At 72.2% G+C, this 24,359-nt stretch carries 23 protein-coding genes; 13 read left to right on the top strand and 10 right to left on the bottom strand.

Going from position 1 to position 24,359, the window contains the following annotated elements:
* Positions 1-113: 113 nt before the first annotated feature.
* Entirely contained in the window at positions 114-350 is a 237-nt protein-coding gene (locus AC5L3C_RS00930; protein ID WP_493646322.1) for a hypothetical protein, read from the top strand.
* A gap of 34 nt (positions 351-384) precedes the next feature.
* Here the strand turns inward: AC5L3C_RS00930 and AC5L3C_RS00925 are convergent, their stop codons facing one another.
* Both AC5L3C_RS00925 and AC5L3C_RS00920 read right to left on the bottom strand, forming a co-directional pair.
* Positions 385-2,262: a LamG-like jellyroll fold domain-containing protein gene (locus AC5L3C_RS00925; protein ID WP_493646321.1), complete on the bottom strand. Its 1,878-nt coding sequence runs from the start codon at positions 2,260-2,262 to the stop codon at positions 385-387.
* Between the two features lie 1,013 nt (positions 2,263-3,275).
* Positions 3,276-3,950 (bottom strand): GntR family transcriptional regulator, encoded by a 675-nt coding sequence (locus AC5L3C_RS00920; RefSeq protein WP_493646320.1) that lies wholly within the window; start codon positions 3,948-3,950, stop codon positions 3,276-3,278.
* Positions 3,951-4,120: 170 nt separating this feature from the next.
* Between AC5L3C_RS00920 and AC5L3C_RS00915 the strand changes: the two genes are divergently transcribed.
* The 5 genes from AC5L3C_RS00915 (at position 4,121) to pntB (ending at position 9,174) form a co-directional block, all read left to right on the top strand.
* Positions 4,121-4,657 carry a YbhB/YbcL family Raf kinase inhibitor-like protein gene (locus tag AC5L3C_RS00915; protein WP_493646319.1) on the top strand — a complete coding sequence of 179 codons (537 nt, stop codon included), beginning with the start codon at positions 4,121-4,123 and terminating at the stop codon, positions 4,655-4,657.
* Between the two features lie 8 nt (positions 4,658-4,665).
* On the top strand, positions 4,666-5,373 hold the full coding sequence (locus AC5L3C_RS00910) for an iron-dependent transcriptional repressor DtxR (protein ID WP_493646318.1): 708 nt from the start codon (positions 4,666-4,668) through the stop codon (positions 5,371-5,373).
* Positions 5,374-5,434: 61 nt separating this feature from the next.
* Positions 5,435-6,007 (top strand): TetR/AcrR family transcriptional regulator, encoded by a 573-nt coding sequence (locus AC5L3C_RS00905; RefSeq protein ID WP_493646317.1) that lies wholly within the window; start codon positions 5,435-5,437, stop codon positions 6,005-6,007.
* 143 nt (positions 6,008-6,150) lie between these two features.
* On the top strand, positions 6,151-7,719 hold the full coding sequence (locus AC5L3C_RS00900) for a Re/Si-specific NAD(P)(+) transhydrogenase subunit alpha (RefSeq protein WP_493646316.1): 1,569 nt from the start codon (positions 6,151-6,153) through the stop codon (positions 7,717-7,719).
* 3 nt (positions 7,720-7,722) lie between these two features.
* Positions 7,723-9,174, top strand: a complete 1,452-nt coding sequence (gene pntB, locus AC5L3C_RS00895; RefSeq protein WP_493646315.1) for a Re/Si-specific NAD(P)(+) transhydrogenase subunit beta — start codon at positions 7,723-7,725, stop codon at positions 9,172-9,174.
* 37 nt (positions 9,175-9,211) lie between these two features.
* Here the strand turns inward: pntB and AC5L3C_RS00890 are convergent, their stop codons facing one another.
* The 3 genes from AC5L3C_RS00890 to AC5L3C_RS00880 all read right to left on the bottom strand — a co-directional run bounded on the left by AC5L3C_RS00890 (position 9,212) and on the right by AC5L3C_RS00880 (position 11,731).
* Positions 9,212-10,123 (bottom strand): MerR family transcriptional regulator, encoded by a 912-nt coding sequence (locus tag AC5L3C_RS00890; RefSeq protein WP_493646314.1) that lies wholly within the window; start codon positions 10,121-10,123, stop codon positions 9,212-9,214.
* Between the two features lie 54 nt (positions 10,124-10,177).
* Positions 10,178-11,221 carry a helix-turn-helix domain-containing protein gene (locus AC5L3C_RS00885; RefSeq protein ID WP_493646313.1) on the bottom strand — a complete coding sequence of 348 codons (1,044 nt, stop codon included), beginning with the start codon at positions 11,219-11,221 and terminating at the stop codon, positions 10,178-10,180.
* 114 nt (positions 11,222-11,335) lie between these two features.
* Entirely contained in the window at positions 11,336-11,731 is a 396-nt protein-coding gene (locus tag AC5L3C_RS00880) for a RidA family protein (protein WP_493653708.1), read from the bottom strand.
* Positions 11,732-11,823: 92 nt separating this feature from the next.
* Here AC5L3C_RS00880 and AC5L3C_RS00875 point away from each other — a divergent pair, with 92 nt between their 5' ends.
* The 6 genes from AC5L3C_RS00875 (at position 11,824) to AC5L3C_RS00850 (ending at position 15,806) form a co-directional block, all read left to right on the top strand.
* Positions 11,824-12,810 (top strand): helix-turn-helix transcriptional regulator, encoded by a 987-nt coding sequence (locus AC5L3C_RS00875; protein WP_493646312.1) that lies wholly within the window; start codon positions 11,824-11,826, stop codon positions 12,808-12,810.
* A gap of 10 nt (positions 12,811-12,820) precedes the next feature.
* On the top strand, positions 12,821-13,399 hold the full coding sequence (locus AC5L3C_RS00870) for an ester cyclase (protein WP_240661075.1): 579 nt from the start codon (positions 12,821-12,823) through the stop codon (positions 13,397-13,399).
* Positions 13,400-13,763: 364 nt separating this feature from the next.
* Positions 13,764-14,078, top strand: a complete 315-nt coding sequence (locus AC5L3C_RS00865; protein WP_411573135.1) for a transglycosylase family protein — start codon at positions 13,764-13,766, stop codon at positions 14,076-14,078.
* 118 nt (positions 14,079-14,196) lie between these two features.
* Complete coding sequence (locus AC5L3C_RS00860) at positions 14,197-14,610, top strand: cytidine/deoxycytidylate deaminase family protein (protein ID WP_493646311.1); 414 nt, start codon at positions 14,197-14,199, stop codon at positions 14,608-14,610.
* Between the two features lie 94 nt (positions 14,611-14,704).
* Positions 14,705-15,052 carry an alpha/beta fold hydrolase gene (locus AC5L3C_RS00855; protein ID WP_493646310.1) on the top strand — a complete coding sequence of 116 codons (348 nt, stop codon included), beginning with the start codon at positions 14,705-14,707 and terminating at the stop codon, positions 15,050-15,052.
* A gap of 205 nt (positions 15,053-15,257) precedes the next feature.
* A complete protein-coding gene (locus AC5L3C_RS00850) occupies positions 15,258-15,806 on the top strand; it encodes a DUF1062 domain-containing protein (protein WP_493646309.1) in 549 nt (182 codons plus the stop codon).
* A gap of 53 nt (positions 15,807-15,859) precedes the next feature.
* Here AC5L3C_RS00850 and AC5L3C_RS00845 read toward each other — a convergent pair whose 3' ends face one another.
* From AC5L3C_RS00845 to AC5L3C_RS00835, 3 genes are all read right to left on the bottom strand, one after another.
* Positions 15,860-17,374, bottom strand: coding sequence for an MFS transporter (locus tag AC5L3C_RS00845; protein WP_493646308.1), 1,515 nt, complete (start codon positions 17,372-17,374; stop codon positions 15,860-15,862).
* A 76-nt stretch (positions 17,375-17,450) separates the two neighbouring features.
* Entirely contained in the window at positions 17,451-18,029 is a 579-nt protein-coding gene (locus AC5L3C_RS00840) for a dihydrofolate reductase family protein (RefSeq protein ID WP_493646307.1), read from the bottom strand.
* A 121-nt stretch (positions 18,030-18,150) separates the two neighbouring features.
* Positions 18,151-19,686 (bottom strand): fused MFS/spermidine synthase, encoded by a 1,536-nt coding sequence (locus tag AC5L3C_RS00835; RefSeq protein ID WP_493646306.1) that lies wholly within the window; start codon positions 19,684-19,686, stop codon positions 18,151-18,153.
* A 226-nt stretch (positions 19,687-19,912) separates the two neighbouring features.
* Here AC5L3C_RS00835 and AC5L3C_RS00830 point away from each other — a divergent pair, with 226 nt between their 5' ends.
* Complete coding sequence (locus tag AC5L3C_RS00830) at positions 19,913-20,386, top strand: SRPBCC family protein (RefSeq protein ID WP_493646305.1); 474 nt, start codon at positions 19,913-19,915, stop codon at positions 20,384-20,386.
* Between the two features lie 64 nt (positions 20,387-20,450).
* Here the strand turns inward: AC5L3C_RS00830 and AC5L3C_RS00825 are convergent, their stop codons facing one another.
* A complete protein-coding gene (locus tag AC5L3C_RS00825; protein WP_493646304.1) occupies positions 20,451-20,837 on the bottom strand; it encodes a cupin domain-containing protein in 387 nt (128 codons plus the stop codon).
* A gap of 102 nt (positions 20,838-20,939) precedes the next feature.
* Entirely contained in the window at positions 20,940-24,224 is a 3,285-nt protein-coding gene (locus AC5L3C_RS00820; protein ID WP_493646303.1) for a GH92 family glycosyl hydrolase, read from the bottom strand.
* Positions 24,225-24,359 lie beyond the last annotated feature (135 nt).

Genomic DNA, 24,359 nt, shown 5'->3' with positions numbered 1-24,359 from the left:
TGCGCACGCCCCGTCCGTAGCGTCGGGGACATCGCACACGCCGCACGACCGCGGACGTGCCGCACCGTCCCGTACGCCCTCGCAGGGCCGCCTGCGACACCGAAGGAGCAGCCATGACGCACACGAACCCCTCTCACCTCGCCCCGGCCCCCGGCCGCCGCACGGCACCCGCGGGCGGCGACGGGGGAGTGGCCCACACGCTGCTCTGGTCGGTCCTCGTCGTCAGCGTCCTCGGCAACACCGTCGCCTCGTACACCGGCGCCGGCATCGGCGTGCACCTGGCCGCCGGCGCGGTCACCGCGCTGTGCGCCACCCTGCTCCTGGTACGGCGCGTGCGCGGCCGCCGGTGAGGAGGGAGGCCGCCGTGACCGCGCACCGACCGGTTCAGCGGAACGAGGTGAGGAACTCCCGCACCGGCAGGGGGCGTCCGACGATCCGCGTGTCGCCCATCCAGCCGTAGAAGCCCTGTCCGTACTTCTCGTCGAACTGCGTGGCGCCGAGGACGAAGGGCTTGCCGAGGGTGGTGATGCCGGTCGACGGCTGGGCCGGATTGCGGGCGATCCTCGACCCGTCGACGTACATCACCGTGCGGCGGCCGTCGTTGACGACGGCGATGTGCATCCAGCGCCCGACGGGCACGGAGTGGCTCCACGACGTGGGGTCGGCGTCCTGCCGGTGCGGATACACGACGAACTGCAGGAACCGCTCGGGGGAGAGGTTGAGACTGCACGTGGGCTCCAGCGGGGACCATCCCGTCGTCTTGCCCGCGTCGCCGTTGCGGCCCTCCCAACTGAGCAGGCCCATCCAGTCGTGGTTGCCCTCGAACGGCTCGGGCAGCCGCACGAAGGTCTCGATGGTGTAGCCGCGGAGGAACTTCTCGCTGTTCAGGGCGGCCCGCCGCGCGGTGGTGAGGATGGCACCGCGGTCGGGGTCGCGGCCCCCGTCGAAGCGGAGGCTGGCGTGTGCGGGCTGCCCGTCATGGTGGTCCGCCGACCAGGTCAGCGCCCGGGGGCCGCTGGAGTGCAGCCGGCGCACGGTCAAGTCGTTGCCGTTGCCGGTGAGGTCCTTGACCACGGCGCCGTCGGCGACGGAGGCACCAGGGGTGCCCGCCGCGTCGGTGCCGGAGGAGTCGAAGCGCCAGTAGGCGAGGGTGCCGCGGGGCATCACGGACCGGGCGGGCCGGGGCTTCGGCGGGGTCACGGGGGCGAAGCCGGCGAAGCGCTGGTCGAAGTCGACGGAGAGCGTGAAACGGTCGGCCGGGCCGGTGAGTTCGAGGGTCTCGGCGGCCAGCGGGGAGCGCCGGTCGGGGTCCGGGGCGAGCAGCCACGGCGAGAACGTCTCCACGTCGATGACCCCGCGCACCAGGTCGAAGCCGTACGTGCGGATCATCCCGGCGCCACCGTAGTACCGGTCCTGATAGTTGGTGACGTGGATGTGGACATCGTTGTCGGCGTCGTTGGCCAGCACGGTGCGGCCGGGCGGCCAGTAGTGGCCGCCCAGGGCCAGGAAGATCTGGTCGTTGCTCTTGATCAGCCCGTCCCACAGGCGCTGTCCGTGACCGGACAGCCGGGCCTCGCCGTCCTCCCCGGACGCGGCGAGGTCGTGCGTGGTCAGCACCGCGGGCAGGGTGGGGTGGGTGTCGAGGACGCGCTGCGCCCACGCCATTCCCTTGTCGGAGATCCGCCAGTCCAGGGCGAGGACGAGCCACCGCCTGCCGCCGGCCCGCAGGACGTGGTAGCTGTTGTAGCCGTCGGGTGAGGCGCCGCCGAAGGTCGGCATGGACCGGTAGCGGTGCGGCCCGAACGCGGAGAGGTACGCGGAGCGGCCGCGCTGGTCGTCGGTGGACGACTCGATGTCGTGGTTTCCCGCCAGCACGCTGTACGGCACGCGTCCGTGCAGGACACGGAAGGTGTCGGCCGCGAGCTCGATCTCGTCCTCGGTGCCGTGCTCGGTGACGTCGCCGAGGTGGGTCATGAACGCGATGTTGGCCGCCGACCGCTCGGTCACGAGATGGCGGAACGTCGCCCGCAGCGGCGTGGGGTCGGCGCTGTCGGCGTCGAAAAGGTACTGGGTGTCGGGCAGCACCGCCAGCGCGAACCGCGGACTGTCGGCATCGAACCGGCCACCGTGCGCCGCGGCGGACGCGGTGTCCGGGCCGACGCCCACGCCCACGGCGCCTGCCGCAGGCGCGGCCACCGCGGCGCGCAGCACTGTACGTCTGTGCGGGGACGGCTGACGACTGCTCTGCTTCTCTGTACTCAACGGGACTCCACCTGCCGGACGACGAAAGCGATCACCCGCATGATGCGCACCCGCCCTGGCCGTCCGGTGGCCCGGACCTGAACAACACCTGCATGCGCCCCACCCTTTTCCGACGGCCCCCGCCGGAACGGGCGGCACGGTGCCGACCCGGGGTGCGGCCAGGCGCCCGCCGGTGGGGTGGCTTGCCGCCCGTCGGGGCACGGCCCGGTGCCCCCTGGTGGGGGCATGGCGTCCGCCGAGGACCGCCCGGTGTCCGCTGGCGGAATGGCTCGGCGCCCGCCCGGGATGTGGCTCGGTGTCCGCGGGCGGCTCGGGCCGGGGCTGTCGAAGCGTGGCTTCATGGCGGCCGAGGTGCCTGGTGCCCGCCGGCGGAGTTGCCTGGTGTGCTGCGGGAGATCGGCCTGTGTCAGCCGGGGTGCGGCTTGGCTCCGTCCGAGAGTGCCCGGTGTCTGTCGGCGGAGTGCTCATGTGTCCGCAGGGGAGCGTCTGCTGGGTGTTGGGGGCTTTCTCGTCCATCGGGGAGTCTGTCCCGGCGCCAAGAGGCGGGAACATGGGCGCCCGCCGTCGGAATGGCGCGCGTCCGCCGGGGCGGCCTGGCGGACGCGGGTGGCTCGGCTCCGCAGGCCGTCGACGGCGCGGTCTCGGGCCGCCGAAGAGGCACGGCGTCCGCCGTCGGGGTGGCTCGCGTCCATCGGGGGCGGCCCGACGCCCCTCGGCAGAGCGGCCTGACGCGCGCCAAGGGGGTTTGACGCCCGCCTCTAGAAGACCGCTGAAGATCTTGCTCCGCCCGCCCGACTCATCCCGGATTGCCGGTAAATATCAATCTGTATGAACTGGTGCAAGCCGGGCGCGATTTCAAGATCTTCAGGACACTCCTAGGGCGGTTCGGTGTCCGTCGGCGGGCGGCCCGGTGTCCGCCGTCGGGTGACGGGGGTGTTCTGCCGTCCGGCCGCCGGGCGTTCGCCTGCGGAGTGGCTCCGCAGCCGGTGGGAGCCGCCCTGTGCGCGGCGGGGTCAGTCGGTCAGGCCGGCTGCGGTCTGGGTGAGGTGTCGGATCAGCAGGTCGGCCGCGGCGTCCGCGTCGCGGGCCAGCGCCGCTTCCTCCAGGCGGCGGTGCTCGTCGATCCCGTCCCGTCCGGGGGTGCGCTGCGCCGACCAGCGGCGCGCCAGTTCACTGGCGGTCCACAACCGGTCGAAGGTCTCCAGCAGCACCGGGTTCCCGCACCCTTCCAGCAGCGTCCGGTGGAAGACCCGGTGGGCCTCGGCCCAGGCCTCGCTGTAGAACTCGCCCTCTCCCGGTGCGTATGCGGGGGTCCGGGCCAGACGGTGATGAGCCGCCCGTACCCGGGCCTCCCAATCGACGTCACCGCGCTCGACCGACATCCGCAGCACGACGGGTTCGATCGTGCGGCGGGCCTCCGCGATCTCCTGCCAGCGCCGGTCGGAGAAGTCCGGAACGGCGAAGCCGCGGTTGGGCAGCCGGTCGGCGAGCCCCTCGCCGACCAGCCGCACCAGCGCCTCGCGCACGACGGCCAGGCTCACGCCCTGCTCCTTGGCGAGGTCCTGCGGTTTCAGGGCGTCGCCGGGGGAGTGCTCCCCCTGCATGATCGCGTCCCGCAGACGCGTGTGGACCTGCTCGGAGAGCATGCGCTTGCCCGTCGGGGCCGCGGTGGAGGCCGTATCAGTCATGAGCTCAGCATAGACGATCCCTTGGATAATCGATTATTAGTGTTATGGTCGATTGTAGATCGACCGATCGACCGATCGTCCGGCAGAACGCTGCGATCGCTCCGCCGGTTGAACCGGCCCGCGCATGCCGTCCCGCGTGGCGCACCGTCACGAAAGGAACGAACGACACGATGACCACCGCCAACGACCCCTTCGCCCGCCTCCCCGAGGCGGCCTCCTTCACCGTCACGAGCGCCACGGTCGAGGACGGCGCCCCCTGGCCGTCCACACAGTGGTCCTCCGGCGTCCCCGGCGGCGGGGACGTCTCCCCGCAGCTCGCATGGAGCGGCGCCCCGGAGGGCACCAAGAGCTACGCCGTCACCGTCTACGACCCCGACGCCCCCACCGGCTCCGGGTTCTGGCACTGGGCGGTCGCCGACATCCCCGCCCACGTCACCTCGCTCCCCGAGGGCGCCGGTGACGACACCGGCTCCGGGCTGCCCGAGGGCGCCTTCCAGCTGCCCAACGACGCCCGTGCCGCCCGCTACCTCGGCGCCGCCCCGCCGGCGGGTCACGGCCGCCACCGCTACTTCGTCGTCGTGCACGCCCTCGACGTCGCGAGCGTGGGCATACCCGCCGACACCACCCCCGCCGTCCTCGGCTTCACCATGACCGGCCACGTCCTCGGCCGCGCGGTCCTCACTGCCACGGCCGAGACGCCGGCCTGAGACACGCCATGTCACGCCTGATCGACACCACGGAGATGTATCTCCGCACCATCCTCGAGCTGGAGGAGGAGGGCGTGGCTCCCCTGCGGGCCCGTATCGCCGAGAGCCTGGACCAGAGCGGCCCCACCGTCAGCCAGACCGTCGCGCGCATGGAGCGCGACGGTCTGCTGCGGGTCGCCGCCGACCGGCACCTCGAACTGACCCGTGAGGGGCGTCTGACGGCCGCGCGCGTGATGCGCAAGCACCGGCTCGCGGAGTGCCTGCTGGTCGACGTGATCGGCCTGGAGTGGGAGCAGGTCCACGCCGAGGCCTGCCGCTGGGAGCACGTGATGAGCGAGGCCGCCGAGCGCCGTGTGCTGGAACTCCTCCGGCACCCGACCCGGTCGCCCTACGGCAACCCGATCCCCGCCCTGGAGGAACTCGGCGGACGGGCCGCCGAGGAACCGCCGGCCGGCGAGCACACCGTCAGCCTCGGCCGGCTGGACCCGGGACCGGACGGAGCGAGCGCGGTCGTACGGCGCATCGGGGAGCCGATCCAGACCGACCCGGGGCTGCTGCGTACCCTGTGGCGCGCCGGAGTACGGCCCGGGGCGGCCGTGATCGTGGCACGGACCCCGGACGGCGTGCGGGTCGGCGGCGGTGGACAACCCGCCGACCTCACCGCCAGGACCGCGGCCCACGTCTTCGTGGCGGGAGCACCTCCGGCCATTGCCTAAATGGTTTAGGCAAGAGGATAATGTCCCCAGGACGGCTGGGAACGACACGGAGGAAACGGGTGTGGCGCGCGCGGGGCTGACCACGGAACGCCTGGTCGAGGCGGGAGCCGACCTGGCCGACGAGATAGGGTTCGAGCACACCACCCCCTCGGAGCTGGCCCGGCGCTTCGGCGTCCGGACCGCGAGCCTGTACTCGCACGTCAGGAACGCCCACGACCTGAAGACCAGGATCGCCCTGCTCGCCCTGGAGGAACTGGCCGACCGGGTGTCCGTCGCGGTGGCCGGACGCGCCGGCAAGGACGCCCTGACCGCGTTCGCCGACGCCTACCGCGACTACGCCCGCGAGCACCCCGGCCGCTTCGCCGCCACCCGGTTCCCGCTCGACCCGGAGACGGCCGCCTCCAGCGCCGGGGTGCGGCACGCCCGGATGTCACGGGCGATCCTGCGCGGATACGACCTGGCCGAGCCGCAGCAGACCCACGCCGTACGCCTCCTGGGCAGCGTGTTCAGCGGCTTCGTCGGCCTGGAGGGTGCCGGGGGATTCAGCCACAGTTCCCCCGAGCCGCAGGAGAGCTGGACCGAGATCCTCAACGCGCTGGACACCCTGCTGCGCACCTGGCCGGCCCCGTCCTGACCGGCAGGGCGCCGCCGAAGCATGGCGCCGTGGTGGCCGGGTACGGCATGGGTGCGGGCGGCCTTCCCGCCGCCCCACCCTTCCCAGGGCTCGCCATATCCCGTATCACCGTGTCCATCAACGCCTTTACGAGGGGACCACATATGTCTGCGCAACACCCGGCGCATCCGCATCCGCCCCGACGCATCGGTGTCGTCACCGAGTCCACCCCCGGCGAGACGCGCGTCGCCGCGACCCCCGCGACCGTACGCGGCCTGCGCGGCCTCGGTTACGAGACCGTCGTCGAGATGGGCGCCGGAGCCGCCGCCGGGTACGGCGACGAAGCCTACGCGCGGGCGGGGGCGGACATCGGCGACGCCTGGGACGCGGAGATCGTGCTGAAGGTCAACGCGCCGTCCACCGAGGAGATCGCCAGGCTGCGCAGCGGCGCGACACTGGTGGCCCTGATCTCCCCGGCCCAGCGGCCGGACCTGCTGGAGCAGCTCGCCGCGCGCGGGGTGACGGTGCTCGCCCTCGACGCGGTGCCCCGGATCTCGCGGGCGCAGTCGATGGACGTCCTCAGCTCGATGGCGAACATCGCGGGGTACCGCGCGGTGATCGAGGCCGCCCACGTCTTCGGACGCTTCTTCACCGGGCAGGTCACCGCCGCGGGCAAGGTCCCGCCGGCGAAGGTCCTCGTCGCCGGTGCGGGCGTCGCCGGACTCGCCGCCATCGGGGCCGCGTCCAGCCTCGGTGCCGTCGTCCGCGCCACCGACCCGCGGCCCGAGGTCGCCGACCAGGTCAAGTCGCTGGGCGGCGAGTACCTCGCGGTGGACGACACGCCTCACGAGGCGAGCACCGACGGTTACGCCAGACAGACCTCCGCCGACTACGACCGGGCCGCCGCCGCGCTCTACCACGAGCAGGCCCAGGACGTGGACATCGTCATCACCACGGCCCTGATCCCCGGCCGCCCCGCACCGCGCCTGCTGACCGCCGCGGACGTGGCGGCGATGAAGCCCGGCAGCGTCGTCGTCGACATGGCTGCCGCCCAGGGCGGCAACGTCGAGGGCACCATCGCCGGCCGGACTGTGGTGACCGACAACGGCGTGACCATCATCGGCTACACCGACCTGGCCTCCCGGCTGCCCGACCAGGCCTCGCAGATGTTCGGCACCAACGTGGTCAACCTGCTCGCGCTGATCACCCCCGGCAAGGACGGCCGGCCCGTCCTCGACTTCGACGACGTGGTCCAGCGGGCCGTCACCGTGGTCCGCTCCGGCCAGGTCACCTGGCCGCCCCCACCCGTCGCCGTCTCGGCCGCCCCCCAGGACACCGCACCCGAGGAACCCGCCGCCGCGCTGGCGGACCCCGAGCGGCCCCGGCTCACCCCCGCTGCGCGCTACGGCCTCATCGGAGCCGGCATGCTGGCGACCTTCCTGCTGGTCGCCTACGCTCCCGCCCAACTGGCGGAGAACTTCACCGTGTTCGCGCTGGCCGTCGTCATCGGCTTCTACGTCATCGGCAAGGTCCACCACGCCCTGCACACGCCGCTGATGTCGGTGACCAATGCCATCTCCGGGATCGTGGTGATCGGTGCGCTGGTGCAGATCGGACACGGCAACCGGCTCGTCACTGTGCTCTCCTTCGTGGCGATCCTGCTGACGAGCGTGAACATCTTCGGAGGCTTCGCCGTCACCCGCCGCATGCTGTCCATGTTCTCGAAGGGCTGACCGATGACATTCACAACGGCTTCCCGCGCGGCCGACCTGGTCGCCGCCCTGCTGTTCATCCTCAGCCTCGCCGGCCTGTCCCAGCACCGGACCTCGCGCGCCGGCGTCGTCTACGGCATCGCGGGGATGGCGCTCGCCCTCATCGCCACGATCGTGGCCGCGACGGACAGCGTCTCCGGCGGTGCGATCGCGGCGATCCTCCTCGCGACCGCGGCCGGAGCCGTGGCGGGTCTGTGGCGGGCCAGGCGCGTGGAGATGACGCAGATGCCCGAGCTCATCGCCGTGCTGCACAGTTTCGTCGGCCTCGCGGCCGTCCTGGTGGGCTGGAACAGCTACCTGGAGGTCGAGGCCGACGACGCGCAGACCGCCGTACCCGCCGAACTGCTGCGCATCCACCACGCCGAGGTGTTCATCGGCATCTTCATCGGCGCGGTCACCTTCACCGGCTCCCTCGTCGCCTATCTGAAGCTGTCCGAGCGGATCAAGTCCCGGCCGCTGGTCCTGCCCGGCAAGAACGCCCTGAACCTGGGCGCGCTGGCCGCCTTCGCCGCGCTGACGGTCTGGTTCACCGTCAGCCCGAACCTCCCGATGATGATCGCGGTCACGGTCCTGGCGCTCGCCCTCGGCTGGCACCTGGTCGCTTCCATCGGCGGCGGCGACATGCCCGTCGTCGTCTCCATGCTCAACAGCTACTCCGGCTGGGCCGCGGCGGCGGCCGGATTCCTGCTCGACAACAACCTGCTGATCGTCACCGGCGCGCTCGTCGGATCCTCCGGTGCCTATCTGAGCTACATCATGTGCAAGGCGATGAACCGTTCCTTCCTCTCGGTCATCGCGGGCGGCTTCGGCATCGAGGCCCCGCCGTCCGGCGGCGAGGAGCAGCGCGGGCACCGTGAGACACGGGCCGAGGAGGTGGCCGGACTCCTCGCCGCGGCCCGGTCCGTGGTGATCACCCCCGGCTACGGCATGGCCGTGGCCCAGGCGCAGCATCCGGTGGCGGAGCTGACCCGTCGGCTGCGCGAACGCGGCGTCGAGGTCCGCTTCGGCGTCCATCCCGTCGCCGGCCGTCTGCCCGGGCACATGAACGTGCTCCTGGCCGAGGCGAAGGTGCCGTACGACATCGTCCTGGAAATGGACGAGATCAACGACGACTTCGCGGACACGTCCGTCGTCCTGGTCATCGGCGCCAACGACACGGTCAACCCGGCGGCGATGGACGACCCCGCGAGCCCGATCGCGGGCATGCCCGTGCTCCGCGTGTGGGAGGCCGAAGAGGTCGTCGTCTTCAAACGCTCGATGGCCTCCGGCTACGCCGGTGTGCAGAACCCGCTGTTCTTCCGCGACAACAGCAGCATGCTCTTCGGTGACGCCCGCCAGAGCGTCGAGAACATCCTGCACGCCCTCGGCTCCCACGCCCCCACAACGACCCCCCGGCAGACCACGGCGGCGCACTGACCACCGCACCTCTCGTGGCGAGCCTCCCGGCAGGTCCTCACGACCCTGCCGGGGCGGCGGGTGAGTCCTGGGCGAACAGTTCCGCCGTCAGTTCCATGCAGCGCAGGCGGGCCGGGGAGAAGTCGTAGGGCATCTTGCCGATGGCTTCCACCGCGCTCATGGAGCCGGGCTCCCGCGGGGCGGAGCCTCCCGCGCCGTCATCGGAGGGGGAGGGGTGCACGGTGTCCCAGGCGTCGAAGAGGGCGTCGTCGTCCTGGTCCAGGCCGGACTCTTCGATGACGGCCTGCAGTCTGTTCTCGAAGGCGTGCCGCTCGGCGGCCACCCGCGCCACCCGCGGATCGTCGACGGCGACACCGTCGTCGAGTGCCTCCTCGGCGGCGTCGACGCGGTCGGACTCCTCCCGCAGAGCGGGATGCGCGGCCAGGGCGACGAAGCGGGTGGCCTGGACGGCCGCGCCGAGCGGGCCGAAGATCCGCTCGGTGACCAGCAGACCGTCCAGGTCCGCCGGACGCAGGGAGCCCTCCGGCAGATCCCTGAGGCGGGCAGTGACGATGTCGGAGAGCAGGCCCATCCGGCTGCCCTCGGTGCGCATCCGCTGCACGGCGGTGCGTTGCCGCCGCAGTTCCGCCTCCCGCTCGGCGAGGGTTTCCTCCAACCGCTCCAGGATGCCCGCGACATCCTCGCCGCTGTCCGCACCGGCGGACGCCGTGCCGGTGGTGAAGGCGTCACGGATGTCGTCCAGGGCGATTCCGGCGTCGGCCATCCTGCGGATCCACAGCAGGCGGATCATGTCCTCGTACCCGTAGCGGCGGCGGCCGTCACCGCCCCGCTCGGGCTCGGGGAGCAGGCCGATCTCGTGGTAGTGGCGGATCGCCCGCGGCGTGCTGCCGACGAAGGCCGCCGCGTCACCGATCTTGACCTGACGGGGCGGCACGAAGGACGAGTGCACGAGCAGGACCTTTCCTCAGGGCATCGGAACGTGAGTCCACGAGACCACATTCCGCTACGGAAGGTGCAACCCCACGGCCTGGGGGTCCTGGGGCGGATCCGTCGCGCTCATCGCGTCGGCGATCCAGGCGTAGGGGACCGGGTCGTGGTCCGTGTCCGCCTCGGTGCCGTTGATGCGGGACACCAGGGACACGTACCGGCCGTGGGTGTCGTCGTACACGGGGGCGCCGGAGGCGGCTTCCTCCTCGGCGATCCGGCGCAGGAGGTCCGGCACCTGCCGGTAGCCGTCGGCCATCCGGTCGCGCATCTCCGGCGTGAGCGGGGTGCCGGACAGGGCGGTGGCCGCTTCCATGAAGCGGACCACGGCCTCCTGTACCCGCGCGGACCGCGGGGACTCCCCGGCACGGTGCGCGGCGAGAAGCTCCTCCATCAGCGGCGCACCGGTGTCGTGGATGAACTCCTGGAAGGGCTCGGTCGCCAGGGGCCGGGCCTCCGGCGCGGCATAGGCGTCCTTGAGGTAGGCGCGGACCCTGTCACGGAACTCCGGGTCCCGTACCAGGTCGGCCAGCTCGATCCAGGCCTCGAGCTGCGCGGCCGTGGGGTCCTCGGGAAGCACCGGGCGCATCGCCCGCAACCGGTCGACGAACCCGTCGGGAACGTCCAGGCCCTCGCCCACGTCGTTCCAGAACGCGTCGACGACCTCCTCACGTTCCTCGTCGGTCATCGAGACGAGCTTGTGCATCAGGCCGGCCCGCTCGGCGGTGTCGCCCTGCCTGATCAGGATCCGCAGCACCGCACGCCGGGCCCGCAGCGTGCGTTCCTGGCGCTCGACGACCTCCAGGTGCGTGGTGAGCAGCTCGTGCAAGGTCGTGCCGCCGTCGAGCAGGCGGCGGATCTCCCGCAGGTCGGTGCCCAGCTCCCGCAGTGTTCGCACCAGCTCCAGCCGGGCGATGGCGTCGATGTCGTACATGCGGTGCCCCGTCCCGTTGACTGCCGTGTGCGCGACGAGGCCGGTGTCGGAGTAGAACCGCACGGCACTCACACTCAGGCCGCTGCGGCGCGCGGCATCTCCGATGGGGTACAGCTCGTGGTCGCTCATGCCGCCACTGTGCCGCCTCAAGCAGCTTGAGGCGCAAGTCCGTACGCGCGAGGCAAGGGAAGCGCGCTGCTCGTGCCGGTGCGGCACGAGCAGCGCGGGGACGGCGGCGTCACATCACGCGACGGCGGTCCCCTCCAGCTCGACCATCTGGCCGGGGACCGCAAGCCTGGTCACCCCGAGCATGGTGGTGGCCGGTGCCACCCCGGCGGCGCCCAGCCGCGACGCCAGCCCACCGTAGTGGGGGAGCAGCAGGTCCACGTCGGTGGTGTGGACGTTCAGCCGCACAAGGTGCGCGAGGGACATGCCGGCCTCGCCGAGCACGGCCTCGAGGTTGTCGAGGCTCAGCGCCAACTGCGCGGCCATGTCCCCTTCGTGCAGGGGTGTGCCGTCGGCGCTCATCGCGGTCTGTCCCGAGCAGTACAGTGTCCGGGTGTGCCCGGAAACCAACTCCCCCTGGTTGAACCCCATTTCCGCCGACCAGGTCACCGGGTTGACCGCCGTTCGTTCCACTGCCACATCAGCTCCGTTCGTTGACGTCGGTGCCGATGAGCCTGCCGGTGAAACATGACATCCTCGGTCATGTATTCGATAAGGTCTCGCGCATGCGCGCCGATCGCCTGGTCTCACTGGTGCTGCTGCTGCGTCAGCGCGGGCGGATGACCGCAGACAGCCTGGCCCGCGAACTGGAAGTGTCCACCCGCACCGTGCTGCGCGACATCGAGGCACTGTCCGCGGCCGGCGTCCCGGTCTATGCCGAACGCGGCCGGCACGGCGGGTTCGCGCTGCTGCCCGGCTTCCGGACCGAGCTCACCGGACTGAACCACGACGAGACGCTCGCCCTGCTAGCCGCCGGATCGCGGCGCGGTGAGCAGGTGTTCGGCCTCGGCCCGGCGCTCGCCTCGGCCCTGCGCAAGGTGGTCGACGCGCTGCCGGAAGGCCATCGGGCCACCGCGGGAGACGCGGTCCGGCGCCTTCTCGTCGAACCGGAAACCGACCTGCTGCCACGTCGGCGGGCCGCCGACGAGGTTCCCGCCACGACCATGGTCCACATCCGGCGGGCGGTGCTCGCGGGCCACAGACTGCGCATCCACTACGCCGCCACGGACCAGGCGCCCCGGTGGCGCACCGTGGACCCGATCGGCCTGGTCACCGTGCGCGACCGCGGCTACCTGCTGGCCACGCGGTCCGGCGCGGACCGCACCTACCGGCTGTCCCGGGTGCTGGCCGCCGTGGAACTGCCCGAACCGGCACGGCGACCGGACGACGTCGACCTCGACCGCGCCTGGCGCGAGCGCTGCGCGCGCTTTCTGGCCGGCGGTCACATCGCCGTGCCCCTACGGGTGAAGCCCCAGCGGCGGGAGGAGCTGCTGAGCACCGCGGTGGCCGTCCGCGCCGCCGCACCGGACCCGGACGGCTGGCTGCGGCTGGAGGCGACGTACCAGGACGCCCGGCACGCCGAGTGGGCGCTGTGGCAGCTCGGCGCGGACGCCGAGGCCCTGGCCCCCGAGTCACTGCGCGCCTCCCTGCGCGACCGCGCCGCCGCGATGGCCCGCCAGTATGCCCTCACCGATGCCCACCCCCCGTCGTAAGGAAGACACCGTGGCCCGTAACCGACTCGACATCCCCTCCCGTGACGTCCTGATGGCACGTCAACGCCTCGTCCTGGACCACTTCCACGACGAGGTGGTCCAGGACTGGGACGCCACCCTGTCCACGTTCCCGCATCCGCACTACGAGATCATCCCGACGCTCACGGTCCATGACGGCGGCGGCGCGGTCCGGGGCTACTACCACGAGACCCGCGTGGCCTTTCCCGACCAGCACCACGAGATCATCGAGCTGCGCCACAGCGCCGACGCGGTGGTCGTCGAATTCTGGCTCCTGGGCACCCACCGGGGACCCCTGGGTCCCATACCGCCCACCAACGGCCGCTTCCGCGTCCGCATGACGGCGTACTTCCTCTTCGACGAGGACGAGAACCTCGTCTGTGAGCGGATCTACTTCGACCAGCTGAGCATGCTCAAGCAGCTGATGGCCGGGCTGAACTGGAAGAACCCCCGGACCTGGCTGCGCGCGCTGAAGGCACTGCGCGGCGTCGCCGCCCTCTCCGCCGAGCCGGACGGCCGTCTGCTCGCCACGAAGACACCGGAAGACCTCGAGCACGACCCGGACCGGTAGTCCTCGCCGCGCTGACACGGCCCGACGGCCCACCGCGCACCCGGACGGCGGTCCCCGGCGTGCGCGGCCGGGCGGCCCGCGCCATAGTGAGGGGCGAAGGCGCGGGCCGCTACGGCGGTTTCCCGCCCCGGCGTTGGTCGTCTAAGGCAAGACGTCCCGCTTCCCGCGGGGAAATGCAGGTGCAAGCCCTGCCCGACGCTCCACACGGGCCCGAACGAGGGGCCGGGGGGCTCGGTATCCCCCGCCCGGCCCAAGAAGACGGCTTCCGGCGAGGCATCGCCCCGTCGCATGACGTAACAGTCTCCTTATGACAAGCACACGAACCGCTCATAAGGTCACCGGACGTGGCGCGCACGCCGGCCGGATGCGGGCCGCCCTGCTGGTCCTGGTCGCGGCGGGTGCCCTCGCCGCGGGCACGGCCACGCAAGCGGTGGCCTCGCCCTCGGTCGCCTCGGCCACCGACTGGGACGCCATCGCCGAGTGCGAATCCGGGGGCGACTGGCAGGCGAACACCGGGAACGGCCACTACGGCGGTCTGCAGTTCACGCAGTCCAGCTGGGAGGCGGCGGGCGGCCTGACCTACGCGCCGCGCGCCGACCTGGCCACCCGTGAGGAACAGATCGCCGTCGCCGAACGCCTGGCCCGCCTCCAGGGGATGTCGGCCTGGTCCTGCGCCTGAGCCCACTCCCTCGCCGAGCGGCTCCCGGGCCGCGCCGTACCCCTCGATAATCGCTTGCGTGCCTCCACCGCCCGGGGCACCGTCGTCGGACATCCGGCGAAGGCGGGAGCGACGGCGTATGACCACACGGACCCACCCCGTGGACGGGGAACTCATCGAGGCCGCCACCGAGGTCGCCCGCACCCGCTGCCGGGGTGACAACCACACCATGGCGGCGGCGGCCCGCGCGAGGGACGGCCGGATCATCACGGCGGTGAACGCCTACCACTTCACCGGAGGACCCTGCGCCGAACTCGTCCTCATCGGAGCCGCGGCGGCACAGGGCGCCTATGAGCTGGACACGATCGTCGCCGTGGGCGACCGCGACCGGGGCGTCGTTCCCCCGTGCGGCCGTTGCCGGCAGGTCCTCCTCGACTACTTCCCCGCCCTCGAGGTCATCGTGGGCCCCACCGGCCGCCCCCACAGCGTCCCCGTCGCCGACCTCCTGCCGGAGACCTACATCTGGGCGGACCACCGACTGGACGCCGAGTAGCGCACCGGCCGCCGCGTGCGGACCATCCGCGTGCGGTCGCGCGGATGAGGCCGCACCCTGATGCCATGGCCGATATGTACGCCGTCGGACCCGGGTGGGGCGGCCCGCCCCGGACACCGCCGGCCCTTCGCCCGCCGCCGGGCGAGCGCGTCGACGCGGAGCGGCGCGAGCGCATCCTGGACTGGGCCGTCGCCCAGTACGTGGCGCAGGGGTGGCGCGTGGAGTCCCGGTCGGAAGCACAGGTGGTCTTCGCACGGGCCGGGCAGGTCAACCACGCCGGCCGGGCGACCGGTGGCAGCCCCTGAAGTACGCCGAGCGGCTGGCCGGCGCCATCCCGCACGCCGACCTGGTCACCGTCCCCGGGGCCGGCCACTTCGTCATGGAGGACGCCCCCGAACGCGTCGCCGACGAGATCAGGGCCTTCCTCGCCACCGTCCGCTGAGAGCGTCCGGGCCGAGCGGGGCGCCGGAAAACCGGTGGAACCGCGCCAGGACGCGTGACTACCGTGCCGGGAGCCCCAGCCGCCCGATCAAGGACGTGCCGTTGTACACCGTGTGAGACCTCCCGAGAGTTGAACCGTCGCGCGTCGCGCTTGTGCGCCGCGCTGCTTCCTGCTGCGGACTTCTCACTGAAACCGGTGTATCCCTGTGCTCACCACCTGGGTGGTCATGCCCACCTGCCTGCCGCTCGTCCGGCGCCGCTGCCCCGCGTGCGCGTCCGGCCGTTTCCGGACCGGCGGAAGATTCCGCGTCAACGCCCACCACAAACGGCTCGACGCCTGGCCCCTCGCGCTCTGCACCACCTGCGGGGAGACCACCGAACTCACGGTCCTGGAACGGCTGAACGTGCGCTCGGTGCGGCCCGGACTGCTCGACCGGCTGCACACCAACGACCCGGCCCTGGCCTCGGAACTGCTGCAGGACCCTGTCGTGCGGCGCCGCAACCGCATCGCCCTCGACTGGGACGGCGCATGGCGCCTCGACACCGGCGGACCGGATCATCCGGACCACGAGGTGCTCGACGTCTCGGTCCGCTTCGCGGCCCGCATACCCGTGCGGCCGGTGCGGCTCATCGCCGAAGGCCGCGGCCTGACGCGGGCCGAGGTCGGGCGGCTGCTCGCGGAAGGAAAACTCGTGTCGGCGGTCCGGCTGGGGAGCAAGCTCTCCGGCGACTTCACATTCCTGCTCACACGCTGAACCCGCCGGCCCCTGGCCGCGCCCACCCGAATGCGCTCACGCCCGGAGGGCCGTCAGCTCTGCCGGGAGTGCACCGGGTTGTTCGCGACCTCCTGCGGGCAGGTGCGGTGCGGTGCGCGCGTCCGCCGGTCGCGCCGCCAGTCGAACCCGGCCAGGGCCAGCGACGTCAGCATCATCACGAGGGCGGCGCCCAGCGCGACGACCAGGGAGCCCTGGAAGTCGTCGCCGCTTCCGAGGACCAGATAGTAGAGACCCGGCAGCGCCGCGGTGCCCACCGCGGCGCCGAGCCGCTGCCCCGTCTGCAGGGCACCGCCCGCCGCCCCCGCCATCCGCACCGGTACGTCGCGCAGCGTCATGGTGATGTTGGGGGAGACCACGAAACCCCCGCCGACGCCGCCGAGAAACAGGGCGGGGGCGGCGATCCACGGAGCGATGTCCAGGGGCGCGTAACGCAGCAGCACAGCCGTGACGCCCAGACCGACGATCACACCGGCGAGCCCGCACACGGTGAGCACCCGGCCGAACCGGTCCACCAGCCGGCCCGCGACCACGGCGGCCCCCGCCGAGCCCAGAGCGAACGGGGTGACGGCGAGGCCCGACCGGAGCGGCGAGAAGCCGAGACCCTGCTGGTAGAAGAGGGCGAAGACGAGCCAGACGCCGCTGAAGCCGATGAAGTACAGGGTGCCGACACCGGCGCCGACGGCGTAGCCGCGCACCGTGGTGAAGAGCCTGGGGTCCAGCAACGGCCGAGTGCCCCGGGCCACCAGCCGGTACTGCCGGCGGACGAAGACGGTGAGCACGGCGGCCCCGACGGGGAACATCCACCACAGGCGGGTCAGCCCGCCGGCCTCCGCCTGGACCAGCGGATACATGAACGCGAGCACACCGAGGCCGAGGAGCACGACCCCCGGCACGTCCACGTGTCCCCGGCCCGACCTGCGGGTGCGCGGCAGCAGACGGAGCCCGAGCAGCACGGCGAGCAGACCGATGGGGACGTTGACGTAGAAGATCCAGCGCCAGCCGCCCGGATGGTCGGCCAGGGCCAGGATCAGGCCCCCGGCGATGGGCCCCGAGGCGGAGGAGATGCCGACGGTCGCGCCGAAGTAGCCGAACGCACGGCCGCGTTCGGCGCCGCGGAACAGCTGCTGGATCAACGCGGAGTTCTGCGGCGCCATGAAGCCCGCCGCCAGCCCCTGGGCGAGGCGGGCCACCACCAGCAGGGTGATGTCGGGCGCGGCCCCGCAGGCGGCGCTGAAGAGCACGAAGCCGCCGAGGGCCAGCAGGAAGATGCGGCGCCGGTCCAGGGCGTCGCCGAGCCGGCCGGCGGTGACGAGGGCGAGGGCGAAGGTGAGGGTGTAGCCGGACACCACCCACTGCACCTGCGCGGGAGAGGCGTGCAGGTCCTGCTGGATGGTGGGCAGCGCGACCGCCACGATGGTGACGTCCAGCAGGCTCATGAAACCGGCCACCAGGGTGACCCACAGGGCCCGCCACCGGTGCGGATCCGGCCGGTACTCGTCCTCCCGGGCCGCACCGGGTCCCCGGTCGCCCGACGCCGATGCAGTCACAGGGATTCCTCTCGCAGGCCGTCACGCCCGGGCCAACACGTTCCCCGCCCGGAGGCCGTGCACACACGGCGCGGGATCAGCCGTGCCGGGTGGGCCGGTAGGTGAGCTCCTGAGTGCGGCCGTCGAGCGTCCGGTGGCCGATCAGCTCGAGGTCGAAGTCCTCCGCCCCCTCGAAGATCCGGTCCAGTCCCGTACGGCCGGTGATCACGGGGAAGAGGGTCACCTGGACGCGGTCGACGAGGCCGACGGCCATCAGCGCCCGGTTCATCGACAGGCTGCCGTGCGAACGCAACGGCACCGCGGACTCCTCCTTGAGCCGGGCGACGACATCGACGGCGTCGCCGCTCACCACCTGCGCGGTCGGCCACACGGGGGAGGTGTCCAGCGTGGTCGACACCACCGTCGCCGGCATGTTCCGCATCCGGGTGACCCAGGCATCGCGGACATCGGAATCCTCGGTGCTCTCGGCCAGCATCCGGGTGAAGGCCTGATACGTGTGGGCGCCGAAGACCATCCGCTGCTCCTCGCTGTACACCGCGAGACGGTGGTCGAGCAGTTCGGGCCCCTGCTTGCCCCAGTAGCCGGTCCAGTCGCCACCGGCGGCGCCGTAGCCGTCGAGGCTGGAAAAGACATCGAAGGTGTAGGTGACGGTCACGGTGCTCTCCTCGCGTGCGGTCGGTCGATCGAGGTCGGTCGATCGAGTACATGAAGAGAGACTGCACACCACGGCGGAAGTCATCGCCACCGGAGCGGCAGGACCCGTCGGAGGACGGCGGTCAGCGGCCGCTCCGCGGGCTGTACGGCTGGAGGAGCTGGTCGACGGGCGCGTAGTCGTCGGTGAGCACCGGGGCGTCCCCGGTCCATGACGCGAGGGCGCCGCCGGCGGCGATCCGCCAGCCGGTCCGCCGGACGTCCAGGGCCTTCTGGAGCGCGGCCAGGTCCACCGGCCGGTCGGACGCGATCACCACCAGGTTGCCGCCCTCGGGCTCGGCGCCCGGCTCCAGGCCGAGGTCGGCGGGATCGCCGAGAACGGCGACATGGTCGAACGTCTCGCCCAGGGTGGCCGCCTCGGCGCGCGCGAAGCCGAGGTCGCCGTGATCGATGAGGTTGGCGACGTACAGGCCGTCCTCGTCGAGCACCCGGCGTACGTCGGACATCGCTTCCGCCGTGGTCAGGTGCCACGGGACGCTGACACCGCCGAACGCGTCGCCGACGACGAGGTCGCGGCTCGCGGTGTCCAGCCGCCGCAGCCCCAGCCGGCCGTCCTCGGTCCGTACGTCGATACCGGAGTCCGACCCCAGGCCGAGCCGCTCGCGGTCGATGCGCACCACCCCGCCGTCGATCTCCGACACGACACTGCGCGTTCCGGGCCGGGTGGCCGCGAGATAGCGGGGGAAGGTGAGCCCGCCGCCGCCCAGGTGGTGGGCGGCCAGCGGCTCGCTCCCGGGGAAGGCGGCGTCGACCACCGCCGCGACGGCACGGACGTAGGTGAATTCGAGGAAGGTGGGGTCGTCGATGTCGACATACGAGTGCCGCACGCCGTCCAGCACGAGGGTGCGGCCGCCGGCCCGGTCGGGGTCGGCGACGACCCGTGCGCAGTGGTACTTGGTCTCCACGTCGCAGCCACCGGGAGCGGCCGCGGTGGCGAGCCCGCCGGCCACCACCACGAGGGCCAGTGCGGGAGTGCCGCTCCAGCCACGGGCCCGCCACTCCACCAGCGCCGAGCCGGCCAGCAGCAGGGATCCCAGACCGACCAGGATGCCGCTGACCGACAGCCGCGACACCAGGACGAAACCGGTGAAGACGGTGCCGAAGATCGCCCCGACGGTGCCGACGCCGGACAGCCGCCCGACGACGGTCCCGGTCTCCGCGAGGCTCGTGAGACGCAGCTTCGTCACGATCGGCGTCACGGCGGACAGCAGCGCGCCCGGCACCAGGATCGTCAGCGACGCGATCAGCAGCAGGGCGGCCGGTGCCCACTCCGCCGTGGAGCGGAGCACGGCCGGGGTCAGCGCGACGACCGCTCCCGACAACCCGAGGGCGGGGCCCAGGAGCCGGCGCGGATCCACCTGGTCCGCGATGCGGCCGCCCAGCCAGGAACCCAGCGCGATCGCCGTGAGCGCGATGCTGATCACCATGGTGCTGGTCTCGAGGGTGAGGCCGAGGTACGGCGCCAGCAGCCGCAGGGCGACGATCTCGACCACCAGGACCGCGGCCGAGGCCCCGAACACGAGGACGGCGGCGACGCGGGGTCCCGGGCCGTGCGCGCGAGGGGTGTCCTCGGTGAGGGGCGGGGACGACGATCCGGTCACGCGTGACATCCTCGCACGCCGCGCGCGGGCCGGGCGACATCGCTCACATGCCCGAAATCGGCCCGGCAACCGCCCCCGCGCGTCCGCCACTTCACGTATCCCGGGCCGCGGATCCGACCGGTGATCCATGACCTCGCCTTTCCCGGGTACTCGCCGCTGTGCACGGAAACCGAGGGCGGCGCGACGCACACGGCCGCCCCGGGGACGAACGGACCAGGAGGGATCGATGAGCACGGTCAAGGAATCGGTCGACGTGGAGGTCCCGCTGCGCAGGGCGTACGACCAGTGGACGCAGTTCGAGGACTTCCCGCGTTTCATGGAAGGGGTCGAGGAGGTCACCCAGCTCGACGACCGGCACAACCACTGGACCACCAGCATCGGCGGCGTACGGCGCGAGTTCGACACGGAGATCGTCGACCAGCTCGTGGACGACCGCGTCACCTGGCGGTCCATCGGCGGGGAGGTCCGTCAGCGCGGCTCGGTGCGGTTCGAGCCGCTGGACGACGCGCGCACCCGCGTGGAGCTGACGATGGACGTCGAGCCCACCGGCGTCGCGGAGAAGGGCGCGGACGCCCTGGGAGTGATCGACCGGCGGGTCAAGGAGGACCTGCGCCGGTTCAAGGACTATGTGGAGAACGGCGGCAGCACCGGCGGCTGGCGGGGACGGATCCGGCCGGAGGACCCGGGCACCGGCCACTGACGTCGCGAACCGACGCACACGCGGGGAGGGGCCCGGCCGGGCGACCGGGCCCCTCCCCGACGCGTCACGCGGCGCCGTCGGATCCGTCCTCGTCGACGCGGTAACCGGGCACCGAGGGCCAGCGGACCGTCAGCACCACCGACTCCTCCTCCGCGAACCAGGAGTGGTCGACTCCGCGCCCCCACACGACGTAGTCGCCCTGTTCCGCCAGGACCACGCTGCGCCCCGGCAGTTCGACCCGGAAACGGCCGCTGATGAGGACCTGAAGGGCGGTTCGCTCCTCACCCGTAACCCACCGCGCCCGCGTGTCGCCCCGCGGGTGGACACCCCACTTGATCTCCACCTCCTCGCTGTGCCGGGGATCGGAGACGTCCTTGAAGTGCCCGAGCAGCCACCCCCGGTCCAGCGCCGCGTCCTTGCCCGCGTTGCCTACGTACACACCGTCCGTCATGGGCCGAAAACTAGCAGGACGCGGGCCGCGTGAGGGTCACGCGGCCCGCGTCCCGGGCGCCCCCGCCTCCCGGTGAGGCGCGGGATCACCCCTGCACAGGGCCTACTTGAGCGTGATCGCGTAGATCTGCACGCGAGGATCGTCGCGCAGGCCGAGGGAACGGACCGTCTTCGAGCCGTCGAGGCCGGCCGACGAGCCGAACAGGCGCACCGGCGGGCCGTCCAGGCCCTGCCCGCTCTTGATCCGGTGCGGCATCTCCAGCACCACGGAGCTGCCCTCGGGCGTCGAGCCCGCCCAGTCGCCCACCGTGACGGGCACCTCGGCGGTGGTGCCGTCGGTGTAGCGGACGGTGAGCGTGGTGCTCACCGGGCCGTGGTGGGACGCGGCGACCAGGTGCAGCGCGCCGTACGACCCTTCGGGGAGCAGCATGGCCTGGCCGCGGGTCTCGACGAAGTTCGCGGCCGTACCGGACGGGTCGGGGGCCTGGTAGGTGACGCCGCCCCACTCGACGGGACCGGCCGCGGGCAGCAGCGCGGCGTCGTAGCTCCAGCCCCCTCCGTCGAAGTCGCCCTCGCCGGACGCCTCGACGGTCGCGGTGCCGTCGTGGTTCACCTCCTTGCCGAGATCCACGGCGCACCCCGCGTCGATGTCCGCCGCGCAGTGTGCCGCGTCGCGCACCTCGATGGTCGCGGTGTGCTCCACGCCCTTCACGCCCTTCGCGTCCGCGGTGATCCGCACGGTGTACGAACCCGGCGCGGTGCCGGCGGGCACGGTCACGTCGACCGCGGCGGTCCGCTGGACCGGCAGCCGGTGGGACGTGAGGGAGAACGGCCGGGACGTCTTCACCTTCCAGCCGCGGGGAGCCTTGGCCGTCACATTCACCCGCAGCGTGCCGGGGGACTGGCCCAGCACATCCAGCCGGAGCCGGACGTTCTGCGCGCTGTCGGCCGTGGGCACCACATCGGTCACGGTGCGCAGCGAGGCGTCGAGGTGCCGGCGCCCGTCGGCCTGCGCGCGGTTCACGGACGGCGGCTCGGCGCCCCTGCCGGTGCCCCACGCCGACGGCTTGTCGCTCATCTCGTAGGAGAGCTTCCCGCCCCTGGCGACGGCGTCCCAGTCCAGCCAGGTGGTGCGCAGGTTCTTCCCGCCGAACTGCGCCCGCTTCACATAGCGCCGGGTGTCGCTCGCCCCCGGTGCCTTGACCGTCAGGGTGCCGCCCTGCCGCTTCCCGTAGGAGCCGATGCGCACGACCGCCGAGGGGAACTGCGGGCTGGAGACGGCGAGGAAGTCGGCGCCGTTCGTCGTCGGGTACAGGCCCAGGGACGAGAAGACGTACCAGGCGGACATGGTGCCCAGGTCGTCGTTTCCGGTCATCCCGTCGGGCCCGTCCGTGAAGAGCGTCATCGCCGCGCGGACCACGGTGGCGGTCTTGGCGGGGGCGCCGGCCCACAAGTACATGTACGGGGAGTGCAGATCGGGCTCGTTGTTCGGGTTGTACGTCGGCTTCCCGTAGTAGTCGTACGGAGCCGAGATCCACTCCTCGCGCGCGGTCCCGGCCGGGTCCTCGAGGAGCTTGTCGTAGGCGAAGAAGGCGTCGAGACGCTTCTCGGTCGCCCGCTTGCCGCCCATCAGGGACACCAGTCCGGCCGGGTCCTGGGGCACCAGCCACTGGTACTGGTGGGCGCCGCCCTCATGGAACTGGTGGCCCGCCTCGACGGGGTCGTAGGGCGTCACCCAGGTGCCGTCGGTCGTGCGCGGCCGGAACTGCTGGATCGAGGAGTCCCACAGGTTCCGGTACCACTGGCCGCGGGCCGCGAACATCCGGGCGTCCGCGCGGTGCCCCAGCCCCTTGGCCATCAGGGCCAGCGACGCGTCCGCCGCCGCGTACTCGAGGGTCGCCGAGGCGGGGTGCCGGCAGTCGTTGTCGCCGCCCTTGTCCGGACAGTCCTCGCCCGGCTCCAGCCCGCTGGGTATGTAGCCGCGCTCCTGGTAATCGGCGATGCCCGCACGCCCGTTGTAGGGGGAGTCGTCCGGCGGCGTACGCGTGGCGTTCTTCTTCAGGAGCGCGTACGCCTCCTGCTCGTGGCCCGCGAGCAGGCCCTTGGCCCAGGCGTCGACCAGGAACGGAGTCACCGGGTCGCCGGTCATGATGTTGGTCTCGCTGTTGGCGAGCGACCAGCGCGGCAGCCAGCCGCCGTCCCGCCCGATCGCGACGACCGACAGCGCGACGTCGCGGGCGACCTTCGGCTCCAGGACCTGGAGCAGCTGGTTCTGCGGCCGGTGGGTGTCCCACAGCGACAGGTTCTGGTACGGCGTGAACCCGGACGCGGTGTGGGTCCTGCCGTCGAAGCCCGCGTACCGGCCGTCGACGTCCCCGGCGAGGTTCGGGTGCAGGTGCGCGTGGTACAGGGCCGTGTAGAAGGCGCGCTGCCGCTCGGCAGAACCGCCGCCGATCCTGACGGCGGACAGCTGCCGCTCCCAACTCGCCTTCAGCGCCGCGCGCGTGGCGTCGAAGTCGTAGGAGTCCTCCGTCTCCGCCTCGAGGTTCTTCCGCGCGCCTTCGATTCCGGTGTAGGAGAGTCCCACCTTGACGACGACGTCGCGGTCGGACTCCGCGTCGAAGGTCACCCAGGCGCCGTTGCCGCCCTCGCCGGCGGCGTCCCGCTCACCGGGGGAGGGGGTGTCGCCGCGCCAGGTGCCGTGCTCGGTGAAGGGCCGGTCGAAGGTCGCGGTGAAGTAGACGGTGTGCCGGTCCTTGCCCGCGCAGAAGTTGCCCGCCTCGACCCGGCCCTCGACCGTCCGGTCGCCGACGACGTGCACCTCCGAGTCGTACACCCGCTGGTTGGCCTTGCCCGTGTTGAACAGGACGTTGGCCCGGTCGGTGGCGGGGAAGGTGTAGCGCTGCCAGCCCGTGCGGGGGGTCGCGGTCAGCTCGGCGTCGATGTCGTACGTCTTCAACCCGACGCGGTAGTAACCCGGTTCGGCCTTCTCGTCGTCATGCGAGTAGGTGGAGCGGTAGTCGTCGGGGTCGACGCTCTCGACGGCTCCGGTCGTCGGCATGAGCGGCAGTTCGCCCATCACGGAGCAGCCGACGCCGGAGAGATGGGTCTGGCTGAACCCGTGGATCCTGTCCTGCTCGTAGTCGTAGCCTCCCTGGCCGCCGGTGTCCGGGCTGACCTGGACCATGCCGAAGGGAGCACTCGCGCCGGGGAAGGTGTTGCCGAAGTTCTGCGTGCCGATGAACGGGTTCACCAGCGAGGTGAGTTCGGGAGCGGCCGCGGGAGCCTGGGCGACGGCCGGCACCGGGGCCTGGGCGCCGCCGGCCACGACCAGGGCGACGAGGAGGGCCGACGCGCGGTTGCGCCATCGATGGAGGGGTCTGTGCATGGAGGCGGTCTCCTGTTCCTCATCCGTCATGCGCTGTGCGGGTGATCTGCGGGCGAAGAGTCCAACGGCACCTGGCTGGATGGAAGGGAACTGGATCACGCGCGTGACATCGTTGTCAATACTCGGGGCGGCAGT

This window comes from Streptomyces speibonae (genome assembly GCF_984686075.1).
Note: the sequence above shows the minus strand (reverse complement) of the source record. Positions and strands in the feature narration are given on the sequence as shown.